12 protein-coding genes are annotated in these 13,363 nt (G+C 43.0%); 4 read left to right on the plus strand and 8 right to left on the minus strand.

Annotated features, from left to right (window positions below; translation table 11 throughout):
- The first annotated feature begins 156 nt into the window (after nt 1-156).
- Entirely contained in the window at nt 157-594 is a 438-nt protein-coding gene (locus P4S61_RS17890; protein ID WP_182718992.1) for a DUF4265 domain-containing protein, read from the plus strand.
- Nucleotides 595-990: 396 nt separating this feature from the next.
- On the opposite strand, the gene P4S61_RS17895 is transcribed toward P4S61_RS17890, so the two are convergent.
- The 8 genes from P4S61_RS17895 to P4S61_RS17930 all read right to left on the minus strand — a co-directional run bounded on the left by P4S61_RS17895 (nt 991) and on the right by P4S61_RS17930 (nt 9,739).
- Entirely contained in the window at nt 991-1,842 is an 852-nt protein-coding gene (locus tag P4S61_RS17895) for an HDOD domain-containing protein (RefSeq protein WP_337118792.1), read from the minus strand.
- Between the two features lie 258 nt (nt 1,843-2,100).
- The gene (locus P4S61_RS17900; RefSeq protein ID WP_145233291.1) at nt 2,101-2,862 is read right to left on the minus strand and encodes an SDR family oxidoreductase; all 762 of its coding nucleotides are present in this window, start codon (nt 2,860-2,862) and stop codon (nt 2,101-2,103) included.
- A gap of 3 nt (nt 2,863-2,865) precedes the next feature.
- Nucleotides 2,866-3,756, minus strand: coding sequence for a 3-hydroxyisobutyrate dehydrogenase (gene mmsB / locus P4S61_RS17905; RefSeq protein ID WP_337118793.1), 891 nt, complete (start codon nt 3,754-3,756; stop codon nt 2,866-2,868).
- A gap of 4 nt (nt 3,757-3,760) precedes the next feature.
- Nucleotides 3,761-4,906 carry an enoyl-CoA hydratase/isomerase family protein gene (locus P4S61_RS17910; protein ID WP_337118794.1) on the minus strand — a complete coding sequence of 382 codons (1,146 nt, stop codon included), beginning with the start codon at nt 4,904-4,906 and terminating at the stop codon, nt 3,761-3,763.
- A complete protein-coding gene (locus P4S61_RS17915; RefSeq protein WP_145233284.1) occupies nt 4,906-5,685 on the minus strand; it encodes an enoyl-CoA hydratase in 780 nt (259 codons plus the stop codon). The genes P4S61_RS17910 and P4S61_RS17915 overlap by 1 nt, the downstream gene beginning before the upstream one ends.
- Before the next feature lie 10 nt (nt 5,686-5,695).
- Entirely contained in the window at nt 5,696-6,853 is a 1,158-nt protein-coding gene (locus tag P4S61_RS17920) for an acyl-CoA dehydrogenase family protein (RefSeq protein WP_145233281.1), read from the minus strand.
- A 124-nt stretch (nt 6,854-6,977) separates the two neighbouring features.
- Nucleotides 6,978-8,468 carry a CoA-acylating methylmalonate-semialdehyde dehydrogenase gene (locus P4S61_RS17925; protein ID WP_145233279.1) on the minus strand — a complete coding sequence of 497 codons (1,491 nt, stop codon included), beginning with the start codon at nt 8,466-8,468 and terminating at the stop codon, nt 6,978-6,980.
- An 89-nt stretch (nt 8,469-8,557) separates the two neighbouring features.
- Nucleotides 8,558-9,739: a thiolase family protein gene (locus P4S61_RS17930; protein ID WP_145233277.1), complete on the minus strand. Its 1,182-nt coding sequence runs from the start codon at nt 9,737-9,739 to the stop codon at nt 8,558-8,560.
- A gap of 329 nt (nt 9,740-10,068) precedes the next feature.
- On the opposite strand from P4S61_RS17930, the gene P4S61_RS17935 reads away from it, so the two are divergent.
- From P4S61_RS17935 to P4S61_RS17945, 3 genes are all read left to right on the plus strand, one after another.
- A complete protein-coding gene (locus P4S61_RS17935; RefSeq protein ID WP_145233276.1) occupies nt 10,069-10,503 on the plus strand; it encodes a MerR family transcriptional regulator in 435 nt (144 codons plus the stop codon).
- A gap of 63 nt (nt 10,504-10,566) precedes the next feature.
- Entirely contained in the window at nt 10,567-11,742 is a 1,176-nt protein-coding gene (locus P4S61_RS17940; protein WP_145233275.1) for an isovaleryl-CoA dehydrogenase, read from the plus strand.
- An 11-nt stretch (nt 11,743-11,753) separates the two neighbouring features.
- Complete coding sequence (locus P4S61_RS17945) at nt 11,754-13,361, plus strand: carboxyl transferase domain-containing protein (RefSeq protein WP_337118795.1); 1,608 nt, start codon at nt 11,754-11,756, stop codon at nt 13,359-13,361.
- The last annotated feature ends 2 nt before the right edge of the window (nt 13,362-13,363 follow it).

Here is a 13,363-nt window from a genome sequence, read left to right on the forward strand (position 1 = left end):
ACGCCAATTAAAGCGACAGCACACCATTTTATATTTTACGTATAACCGAAGTAACTAATTGAATCACAATAGTTACTCCGCTATGGTTACTGCATCAATAAAAATAAATTAAAGACGAGTTACTCTACAGGCTCGTTAGGTGAAAAAGGAAGTTCAGTGTCTGCCAAAAAAGTAATGTTCGCTTTAGATATCGAAAACGGTTGGCCACCAGTAAGTGCTGAAGGTGCTTGGTGCGAGCGAGTTAATGGTAACTATAAGTTAGTTAATGCCCCTTTCTTTGTTCCTGATTTGGCTTATGGCGATATTTTTTCTGCTACTCCTGATGAAGTAAATGAGCATATATTTGAATTTAAAGTTGTAAAAAAGTCAGGTCATTCTGTTATCTGGGTTATGAATAATGATGGTATAGATACCACTTTTTTCATAGATATGCTTAAACGACTAGGTTGTAAAGTTGAGACTCTCAACCAGTTTTCTTTAATGTCAGTCGATGTACCGCCAGGACTAGATCTTGATGCACTAGATCCACTATTAGATTTACATGAAGAACAAGGCTTAGAATATGCTTTTCCAGTCTGGAGGCACGGTGATTAATTTAACCTAATCGGGTAGACGTAGGTCTATAACCTCCAGCCCCCACACCACCCATCATGCACTTTTTATTAAAATGAAGTGCAATGGGCGGGTCATGTCCCGTAATGAATATTGATCCAAATATCTCTCAGTGACACTAAACCTTGTGAATCTAAGTCATTGCCTAGCGCAATGTTAATTCCTTTTGTTTTCGAGCTTCAACGGTAGGCATATGGCTAACAACACCTAGTTTACTCAATGTTCCAGGGTAACAGCGGCTCAAGGTTATTAGGCTGCTCAGTAAGGTGCCCAAGCAAGTAGAAATATAGTGCTAAAAACTGGACTAACATTGGCACTAAACAATGACTGAGGCGAAAGCAAAAAACCTTAATTAACCATAAATAATGCTTAATGTGTTTATGATAAATTGTTTAAAAAATCAATAACGTCCTCTTGTAAGTCACAATACTCATCATCGTTCAAATGCAGTACATCTAAGACTTTTGATTCTATAATACCCCACTGTGGTATAGGCGAGCCTCGTCTGACCATAGTCACTAAGTTTTCAGACATTTTCAAAATAGCAAAGCAGATTTGTTCATCTGTATCTGTCACCTCAGCAAGAATAGCTGCATTGTGGTGGTTGAGGATTAACTGACATATCTCTTTTGGTAAATGCCAACTATTAGCAAAATAATAGCCAACAACTGCATGGTTTGTTTTATATAAACGCTCTTCAATCTCAATAATAGTTTCTTTGTCTGTTTGATTAGCGCAGTGTAAAGCGGTTAAATAATTATCATATTTTATTGCCATAGGAGGCACGCCACAATCATGAAAAAGCCCAAGCGTATACAAGGGCTCTATGGCTATCTGTTTTTTAAGACGCTGACCTATCATCATGTTTACATTAGCAATCTCGGTTGAAGTATCCCAAAATCTTTCTAAGCTAATACAGCTGTTATCGGTTGCAAACATTTCTTTTAATTTCAAGCCCTGTGCAAGCGCATTGACTCCGTCCCAACCAAGAAACATCACGGCTTGTTTTATATCAGCCACAGTACGGGATAAGCCATAAGCAGGAGAATTTATTATTTTTAGTATTGCTGATGAAATTGCTAAATCTTTTACCACTACCTTAGCGGCATCAGCAATAGGCGCATCGCCAGTTGCTATTAAATTTTGTAACTCAGTTAATATTTCAGGTTTAGGAGGAATAATAAAATTTCTATTTATATCTTTCAGTATCTGTTCGTTTATCTCAATCATGTATGTTTGATCCCTGAAGGTGCTTATCATTATAAGAACAAATAGATAATTAATAGTAGAAGTTCATCGCAACTATGACAACTAAAATAGGAAGCGCTAAATGAATTACAGCCCAATTCGTTAAGCTATTACTGACAAATAAAAAGAACTGTATATGCATACAGCACCACTTAAGATGCTACTTTATTAACCAATTAAGTTATAAACAAAAACAGCAAGCCGAGGCTTGCCGTTTTATTACACTTAAAAAAGGTTTACTTACAAACGAATACCGCCGTCAATCTCAACCACGCGACCGGTGAAGAAGTCGTTTTCGATAATGTATTGTGCAGTATGCGCAATTTCATCTGCCTCACCAAAGCGCCCTACTGGCGTGACTGCAAGCATACGCTGCTTGGCTTCTGGCTTCATGGCGTCAGTCATATTGGTACGAATAACCCCTGGGGCAATGGCACCAACACGAATACCAAAACGGCCAAGCTCTTTTGCCCAACCTGTGGTCATCGCTACCACACCGGCTTTCGATGCAGCGTAGTTAGTTTGACCAATGTTACCCGCACGAGCAACACTCGACATATTAACGATCACGCCACCTTTACCCGATTCAATCATATGGCACGCAGCTTCACGCCCCGCTAAAAACACGCCGGTTAAGTTTACATCAATCACTGACTTAAATTGATCAAGGGCCATTTTAGCAACCACTTTGCCTTCTTTGGCTTTGATAAACATACCATCGCGTAAAATACCGGCATTATTTATCAATACACCAATATGACCAAAATCTGTATTGATGGTATTAAATGTATTTACCACCGCATCTTCATCAGTCACATTGGCAACATAGGCTTTTACAGTTACACCATGTTGGCTAAGCTCAGCAACTGCATCATCTAACAACGCTTGTTGCATATCAATTAACGCAATATTAGCACCAAGCGACGCAAGTTTATGCGCCATTGCAAATCCTAAGCCTTGCGCGCCACCGGTGATCACCACGGTATTATTTTTAATTTCCACCTGTTACTCCTTCGAGAATAATTTAAATATGGCGCTAAAGTCTTCGCTGCCCGCACCTTGGTGTTGCAACATGGTATAAAGGTTTTTAGCCATTGACCCCATCGGGGTTACTGAATTACTTTGCTGCGCGGCTTCCATCGCAAGACCTAGGTCTTTAGCCATTAAATCAACCATAAAGCCTGGTTTATAATCATTACTAGCCTGGGCTGTGGCCATCACACCTGGGCAAGGATTGTAAAGCTCAAGGGTCCAGTTACGACCAGAGCTGGCGGTCATAATGTCGCTCAGCACTTTTGCGTCAAGGCCATTATTTATACCCATTTGAATTGCTTCACTGGTTCCCGCCATTAAAATACTCAATAGCATGTTATTACAAATTTTTGCGACTTGTCCTGCGCCAATATCACCTGCATGAAAGATATTTTTACCCATATCAGCAAGCACCGGTTGGGCCTTAGCAAATTGCTCATCGCCACCACCGACGATAAAGGTCAGTGTACCTGCCGTTGCACCGGCAACACCACCGGATACCGGCGCGTCAACAAAGTCGATACCATGCTCACTAAGCTCAGCGCCTACGTCGCGTGCTGATGCTGCATCAATCGTTGAACAATCAATTACTAACGTTGACTTTGCTAAAATATGTACAAGTCCGGTATCACCTAAATAAAGTGACTTAACGTGCTTACTGGCCGGTAGCATGCTGATCAATACATCAACATCCGTTGCACAATGTTTAGCATCATCCGCGGCGATCGCGCCATTTTCAGCAAGTAGATTTACGACCGATCGGTTTAAATCAAACACCTTAACCTGATGACCCGCTTTAACTAAGTTGGCAGCCATTGGGCCACCCATGTTACCTAAACCAATAAAACCAATAGAAAGTGACATAACATTATCCTTGTGTAAGTTGTTTTAGTGGATGTGAGTCGTGATCCCAACGTTGAACAAAAAAACTCTCGACTAATTCATCTGGGATCTGTTCAAGCGTTTTATACTGCCAATTAGGCGCGCCGTCTTTATCAATCAGTAACGCACGAATACCTTCTTGAAACTCACCGACTTCACCACAGCGAACCGACATACCCAGTTCCATTTGAAAGCATTCGCCTAAACTTTTTCCTTTTGAACTGGCAAGTTGACGCTCAACTAAGGCGCAACTGAGCGGGCAACCATGCTTTAATGCTTTTTGTGCTCGGATAAGCCACGTATCGTCAGTTTCTAGATTTAAGATATAATTTACTTTATCGCGTAGATCAGTAAATTCACCCAATTGTTGAATGGTGGCTAAATGCGCCTTTACATTGCCTTTTGGCATTCGCCCAGAAACATTATCAAGTTCGGTAAGTAAACTGGTCAGCTTCTCGTGATTCAATGAAGCCGTTTTACCCCACTTAATGCTGCACAATTGCTCAATCAGAGTGTCGTATTTATCCGCCTTGAGGTAGTGATCAGCTAATGCCACATACATTGCATCGTCACAATTAATAGACGCTGCAGTTAACCCCAAAAATAAGCCAACATATTCAGGCATTTTATGTAGAAAATAACTGCCGCCTACATCTGGGTATAAACCAATTGTTAGCTCAGGCATAGCTATACGTGAGTTCTCAGTTACCACACGATGACTCGCTCCGGCCATTAAGCCTAAACCGCCGCCCATCACAATACCATTACCCCAAACAAGGATCGGTTTATCATAACAATGAATGAGGTGGTCAAGGCGATACTCGTGAGCAAAGTAATCTTCTATTAGATTTGCCGGTTCACCACTGTTCATAGCATTATGTAGGCTGACTACATCACCACCGGCACAAAATGCTTTATCCCCTGCCCCTTTAAGTATCACCATCGCAACATTACTGTCAGCCGCCCATGCGTTAAGTTGCGGCGCTAATAATTTGATCATCTCAAAATTAAGTGCATTTAACGATTTAGGGGAGTTGAGCGTGGCAAAACCAATGAGTGAACCGTTTGCAGCGCTCGCAGTTTCAAACACCACGGGCGCATCTGGTGAATTTAATTGCGTTAACTCAATCATTAGCCATTCACCCAATTTGCTTTGCGTTTTTCTAGGAAGGCATTCACCCCTTCTTGTTGATCTTGTGTATCAAACAAACCAACAAATAACTCACGTTCAAGCGGTAATACATGCGCCATTGGCTGAGTGCGGCCCTTTTGGATTAGGGTTTTACAGGCACTAACAGCAACAGGACTTTGATCTGCCACTTGAGTAGCTAATTTAAGTGCCACAGCAAGACTTTCGCCTTGTGGTACCACTTCTTCAACTAAGCCGATTTGTAGGGCTTTATCTGCTTTTAGACGCTCACCACATAAGATCATACGTTTAGCCCAGCCTTCACCAACTAACCATGCTAGGTTTTGCGTGCCACCCGCACACGGTAGTAAACCTACTTTGGCTTCTGGTAGTGCCATTTGTGCTTGCTCTTCTGCAATGCGAATATCACATGCTAACGCCACTTCTAGACCACCACCCATGGCATAGCCATTGATCGCGGCAATGGATACACCTCTAAATGCAGTTAATGCTTCAAATGCGTCACCAAATACTTGCGACATAGTCGCTGCTACGCCTTTATCGCCACCAGCAAATACATTTAAATCAGCACCAGCACTGAAGAATTTTTCACCTTCACCGGTGATCACTAAGGAGTAAACATTTTTATTGTCATTGAGCTCATTTACCATATTTTTTAAGGCAATTAACGTGTCTTTAGTCCAGGTATTCGCTGGCGGATTAGACATGGTTAAAATCGCTACGTGACCTTCAATGGTTAATTCAATACTTGGGTTTGACATTTCGCGCTCCTTATAAAATATCGGCTGCTGATTCAGCTAAAATACGACGTGCAATAATCACCCGCATGATCTCGTTAGTACCTTCAAGAATTTGATGAACGCGCACATCACGAACGTGGCGCTCCAGTGGATATTCTTTGATATAACCATAACCACCATGAATTTGTAGTGCGTCATTACACACAGTAAAACCTACATCAGTGGCAAAACGCTTTGCCATGGCGCAATAAGTGGTTTTTTCGCTGTCATTATTATCAAGTTTAAAAGCCGCTAAACGCACCATTTGACGCGCCGCAACAAGCTCGGTATTCATATCGGCAATTTTAAATTGCAGCGCTTGAAAAGCAGCCAACGGTTTACCAAATTGTGTGCGTTCTTTTAAGTATTCACGGGCTGTTTCAAGTGCCGCTTGGGCAGTGCCAATTGAACAAGTTGCAATATTAATACGCCCGCCATCAAGGCCTTGCATTGCAAACTTAAAGCCTTCACCTTCTTGACCTAATAAATTATGAGCAGGTATGCGTACATCTTCAAAACTAATTAGTCGTGTTGGCTGCGCATTCCAGCCCATTTTTTCTTCTGCTTTACCGTATTCAACGCCTTTGGCATCAGCCGGTACCACAAACGCAGAAATACCCGCCGCACCTTCACCGCCAGTACGCGCCATAACTACTAACACTTCGGTCTCGCCTGCGCCTGAGATAAACATTTTTGAGCCATTGATCACGTAATCATCGCCATCACGAACCGCTTTTGTTTTCAATGAGGCTGCATCGGAGCCTGAACCAGGCTCTGTTAAACAATAAGAAGCTAGTAGCTCACCCATAACAAGTTGATCACAATATTGAGCTTTTGTTTGCTCAGTACCAAAACTTGCAATCATCCAGGTCGCCATATTGTGAATGGTCAACATGGCGGTTGTAGCTGTACAACCCATCGCCAACTGTTCAAAAATAATACTTGAATCTAAGCGCGACAGGCCTAAACCGCCTGCTTCCTCTGGCGTATACAAACCACAGAAACCCAGTTCACCTGCAGCTTTAATGGTATCTTTTGGAAAAATATGTTCGCGGTCCCATTTTGCTGCATAAGGAGCCAGTGCTGATTCTGCGAATTGACGAGCTGTTTGAGCAAATGCTTGCTGATCTTCAGTTAAATTAAAGTCCATTGGAGACCTCTTGTTTATAATTGCGTTGTCAAATTAGATATTCGTGAAGAGCAACGAAGGCAATATTGTGTGTGAAATAGCCTTCGTGCCCCTCTTTTTTATTATGTGGAGTAAGTTAAATTAGTTATTTAAGATTAATGCTCATGTTTGGACCAGAGGCAATCTCGTCTTCAAACCAACGTGAAGTAATTGTTTTGGTCTCAGTATAAAAACGAATACCTTGCTTACCGTACGTATGCGTATCGCCATAGAATGAACCTTTCCAACCGGTGAACGAAAAGAATGGCAGTGGCACAGGAATTGGTACGTTAATACCCACTTGACCGACTTCAATCTCATGTTGGAACTTACGCGCAACCGCACCACTTGAAGTGAATAACGACGTGCCATTACCAAATGGAGAATCATTTATAAGCGCGATTGCTTCATCAAGCGAATCAACAAACATACACGCCAGTACTGGGCCAAAAATTTCTTCTTTGTATAAATCCATCTCAGTGGTGACGTCAGTAAATAAGGTAGGTCCTACCCAGTTACCTTTTTCATAGCCTGCAACAGTAAAATCAGAGCCATCAATTAAACACGTTGCACCTTGCTCTTTACCTTGTGCAATCAGTGACAAAATACGCGCTTTGGCTGCGGTCGATGTTTGCGGACCATAGGCTGCATCTTTGTCATCCCACACACCCGGGCGCACATTGGCAAAACCGGCTTTGATGTCTTCAACCCAGTCTTTCGCTTGGCCAACAAACACCGCCACTGAAATACCCATACAACGCTGACCCGCAGCACCAACAGAGGCACCAACAAGGTTATTAACTACATGTGAGCGACTTGCATCAGGCATGATCACCATGTGGTTTTTAGCACCGACACAGGCTTGTACACGTTTTAAATTAGCAGTGCCTTTAGAGTAAATGTATTCACCTACGCCACACGAGCCAACAAACGAAATTGCGCGTACTGCGGGATCTTCTAATAAGCGGTCAACTTGTACTTTAGTGCCATGAACAACTTGTAGTACACCTGCAGGTGCGCCGGCTTCAATGAACAGTTCAGCGAGTCGCATTGGCGTCAGCGGATCTTGCTCAGAGGGTTTTAAAATAAAGGTGTTACCACAGACAATCGCCAGTGGGAACATCCATAGTGGGATCATCGCTGGAAAGTTAAACGGCGTAATACCCGCGCACACACCCAGTGGTTGCATGTATGAGTAAGTATCGATTTTACGGGCCACGTTTTCCATGGTTTCGCCCATCATTAAAGATGGCGCATTAGCTGCTTGCTCAACCACTTCAATACCACGCCAAACATCGCCTTTGGCATCTTCAAAGGTTTTGCCTAATTCATGGCAAATAATGGTGGCTAGTTCATCGTGGTGCTCTTTTAAAAGTGCTGCATACTTCATCATAATGCGCGCACGTTCAGTAATTGGCACGTCTTTCCAGCTTTTAAAGGTGTCTTTGGCAGATGCGATAGCCGCATCCATTTCAGCGTCGGTAGCACACGGAACTTGTGCTAACACTTCTTGGTTTGCTGGATTAATAACGTCAATCAGTTGATCTGATGTTGATTGAACAAATTCGCCGTTGATCAGTAATGGTACTTGGTGCATAACGCACTCCTCCCCAGAGGGTAATAAATTAAGCCGCAGTAGTTATTGTTAAAAGAGCCTACGGCTGTAAGAATTTAAATTTAACTAATTTATAGTGCTTCAACCGCCAGTGCGACCGCCTCGCCACCGCCAATACATAAAGATGCTACGCCTTTTTTCAGGCCACGATTTTTAAGAGCATGGATAAGTGTCACTAAAATACGTGCGCCGCTAGCACCAATTGGGTGGCCAAGTGCACAAGCACCACCATTAACATTCACTTTGCTGGCATCAAGTTTTAATTCATTAATCGCCAACATTGTTACCATGGCGAATGCTTCGTTAATTTCCCATAAGTCAACGTCGTCAGTTGTCCAGCCTGCTTTTGCAAGCAAACTATTCATTGCGCCAACAGGAGCAAGAGTAAACTCACTTGGTTTTTGAGAATGGGTACTGTGCGCAACAATACGACACAGTGGCGTAAGCCCTTGTGCTTTGGCGTGCGATTCACTCATTAAAATAAGGGCTGCGCCACCGTCTGAAATTGACGATGAATTAGCCGCAGTGATGGTGCCGTCTTTTTTAAACGCAGCACGCAAACCAGGAATTTTTTCTGGGCGTGCATTACCTGGTTGCTCGTCAATGCTGATGGTTACATCGCCCTTGCGAGAGCTAATAGTGTGCGGCGCAATTTCATTTACAAAATCGCCATTTGCAATCGCTGCATTGGCTTTGGTCAGTGAATTAAGTGCAAATTCATCCATTTGCTCGCGGCCAATACCGTATTCATCAGCCGTATCTTGAGCAAAACAGCCCATCGCTTTATTATCGTATGCGTCTTCTAGGCCATCACTCATCATGTGATCTTTAATTTCGCCATGGCCCATACGCATACCGCCACGCGCTTTAGGAATAAAATATGGCGAGTTGGTCATGCTTTCCATGCCACCTGCAACCGCGCTGTTAATTGAACCGGCTTTAATTAAATCATGTGCAAGCATGGCGGCCTTTAAACCTGAACCACATACTTTGTTGATGGTCGTAGCGCCAGTACTGCGCGCAAGACCTGCTTTTAACATTGCTTGACGTGCTGGCGCTTGACCTAAACCTGCCGGTAATACACAGCCCATGATCACTTCATCAATAGCTGTATCGCTTAATCCGGTGTCAGCAAGCGCACTGGCAATGGCTGTTGCACCTAACTCAGTGGCGGCTGCATCACTAAGGGCTCCCATAAAACCACCCATTGGGGTGCGTTTTGCTGCTACAATAACAACGGCTTCGGTAGTCATAAAAAAGGCTCCATTTTATAATTGGCTATATTCATATGCAGAGATTAGCCAAACACTGTAATTTATAATCTGCTTATGAGCATACATAATATTTACGTTTACGCCAACGTAAATCTAAAATCAAGATTTTTGCGCCCAACGAAAGTGTAAACATATCTTTATTTTGCTGTAGCCTAATACAAACAGCGCCCCTGCAAGCTGCATTAATACAGGTTACACCTGCTATTTATGGCTTTAGGTTATTAGTCTAAAGTATAAGTTCTACAATCCACTTTACCTTTACGTAAACTTCACTTATATTGGAGTTATTCGAATGAGGTAAAAACACTATGAATCAAGATAATCAAACAAACTTTGCAAGTTCAGCCGCCGAACCGGCAAGCAATGAACAAACCTTTAGTATCAGTGAACTGGCTAAAGAGTTTGATATAACCACCCGCTCAATTCGCTTTTACGAAGATCAGGGCTTAATTTCACCTGAGCGTAATGGCCAAACCCGTATTTATTCAAAACGCGATAAAGTGCGTTTAAAACTTATTTTACGTGGCAAGCGGTTAGGTTTTACCTTAGCTGAAACAGGCCGTTTGTTTGAACTTTATGATGCCGATAAATCCAGCGCTAAACAGTTAGTGACTATGCTTGACTTAATTTCAGATAAAAAAGCTGATCTAAGCCAACAAATGGATGACATTAAAGTTGTCTTGATGGAATTAGTAACCGCAGAGCGTCGTTGTCGCGACACCTTAAATCAATTAGATGAATAACTAGTTTTAAACAATAACGATTAAATGACTATTCATTAACAGTCTCTCACACAGGAATGAATCATGAGCACTATTTCACTATATAAAGAAATGAACTTTGGCCTTGGCGAAACCGCAGATATGATCCGCGATCATGTAAACAGTTTTGCTAGCCAAGAAATTGCCCCTTTAGCTGAAAAAACCGATCTTGATAATGCGTTTCCTAATCAGCTTTGGCCACAACTTGGCGAAATGGGCTTACTAGGTATGACCGTACCCGAAGAGCTCGGTGGTGCCGGTCTTGGTTACCTTGAACACGTAATCGCAATGGAAGAAATTAGCCGAGCGAGTGCCTCTATCGGCCTAAGTTACGGTGCTCATTCTAACCTGTGTGTTAATCAAATTAATCGCAATGGCACGCAAGCACAAAAAGAAAAATACTTACCTAAATTAATTAGTGGTGAGCACATTGGTGCCCTTGCCATGAGTGAGCCTAACGCTGGCTCTGACGTAGTATCAATGAAACTTAAAGCCGAGAAAAAAGGCGATAAGTACATTTTAAACGGTAATAAAATGTGGATCACCAATGGACCAGATGCGCATACTTTAGTGATCTATGCTAAAACTGATTTAACCGCTGGCGCTAAAGGCATCACCGCATTTATTGTTGAGAGTAATTTCCCTGGTTTTTCTACCGCCCAAAAACTCGACAAACTCGGGATGCGCGGCTCAAATACCTGTGAATTAGTGTTCGAAAACTGTGAAGTACCAGAAGAGAATATTCTTGGCAATTTAAACGAAGGCGTTAAGGTACTAATGAGTGGCCTTGATTATGAACGTGTTGTGCTAGCGGCAGGCCCGCTGGGGATCATGCAAGCCTGTATGGATATTGTAGTACCGTATATTCATGAACGTAAGCAGTTTGATACACCGATTGGTCAATTTCAGCTGATACAAGGCAAAGTAGCCGACATGTATACACAAATGAATGCAGCCCGCTCTTATGTATACACTGTTGCGCGTTCATGTGATCGCGGTGAAACGACCCGTAAAGATGCCGCAGGCGCAATTTTATATGCGGCAGAGCTGGCAACTAAAATGGCACTTGATGCTATTCAAATTCTTGGTGGTAACGGTTATATCAACGAATACGCCACTGGCCGCCTATTGCGTGACGCTAAGCTTTATGAAATTGGTGCCGGCACCTCAGAAATTCGTCGCATGCTAATTGGTCGCGAATTATTCACTGAAAGCCGTTAAGGATAAGCGCTATGACTATTTTAAAATCAAGCGTCAACCCTCACGACCCGCTGTTTTTGCAAAATCATAAAAATATGGCGGCACTGGTTGATGATTTACGCGATAAAGTAAGCGAGATCAGCCAAGGTGGTGGCCCAGCGTTAATAGAACGCCATGAAAGCCGTGGTAAAATGTTCGTGCGTGAACGCATTAGTACCTTACTTGACGAAGGTTCACCATTTTTAGAGATTTCACAATTTGCAGCCTTTGGTGTTTATGAGCAAGCGATTCCTTGTGCCGGTGTAGTTGCTGGTATTGGCCGTGTTAAAGGCGTTGAATGTATGATCATCGCCAATGATGCGACAGTTAAGGGCGGCACCTATTTTCCACTAACCGTTAAAAAACATTTACGCGCACAAGATATTGCCGAGCGGTGTCACCTACCGTGTATATATTTGGTTGATTCAGGTGGTGCCAACCTACCTGAGCAAGATGATGTATTTCCTGACAAACTGCACTTTGGTCGTATTTTTTATAATCAAGCGCGTATGTCGGGCAAAGGCATTCCACAAATTGCAGTCGTTATGGGTTTATGTACCGCAGGTGGCGCGTACGTGCCTGCAATGGCCGACGAAAGCATCATTGTAAAAGAGCAAGGCACAATATTTTTAGCCGGCCCACCGCTGGTAAAAGCGGCTACAGGTGAAGAGGTAACCGCAGAAGAACTTGGCGGCGCTGATGTCCACTGTAAAACATCAGGGGTTGCCGATCATTACGCTGAAAATGACGCTCATGCGTTATCAATTGCTCGCCAATGTATTGAACGAATTAATTATCAACGCCCTACTTCGCCAATATTAGAGCAAGTAAAAGCACCGCGTTATGATATTAACGAATTATACGGCATTGTTGGCACCGATCTTAAAAAGCCATTTGATGTTCGCGAAGTGATTGCACGTACCGTGGATGACTCTTCGTTTGATGAGTTTAAACGTTACTTTGGCGATACCTTAGTGACTGGGTTTGCGAAAATCTATGGTCATCCGGTTGGGATTGTTGCTAACAATGGCATTTTGTTTAGTGAGTCAGCTCAAAAAGGCGCGCACTTTATACAGCTGTGCGCACAACGAAATATTCCACTGGTGTTTTTACAAAATATTACCGGCTTTATGGTAGGTAAAAAATACGAAGCCGAAGGCATTGCTAAACACGGCGCTAAAATGGTGATGGCTGTTTCGTGTGCTGATGTTCCAAAATTTACCGTATTAATTGGCGGCTCTTATGGCGCAGGTAACTATGGCATGTGTGGTCGTGCGTTTGAACCGACTATGATGTGGATGTGGCCTAATGCGCGTATTTCTGTGATGGGCGGCGAACAAGCAGCAGGCGTTATGGCGCAAGTTAAACAAGATGGTTTAGCCCGTAAAGGCCAAAGCATGACTGATGAGCAAATCAGCGAGTTTAAACAGCCGATTATCGAGCAATACGAGCAACAAGGTCATCCATACTATGCCAGCGCCCGTTTGTGGGATGACGGTATCATCGATCCAGCAGATACCCGAAGTGTGCTAGGTTTAGCTCTCAGTGCTGCAGCCAATGCACCAAAACGTGATTCGCAATTCGGCGTATTTAGAATGTAAGG

This window comes from Pseudoalteromonas sp. B160 (assembly GCF_037162485.1).
GTDB lineage: Bacteria > Pseudomonadota > Gammaproteobacteria > Enterobacterales > Alteromonadaceae > Pseudoalteromonas > Pseudoalteromonas rhizosphaerae.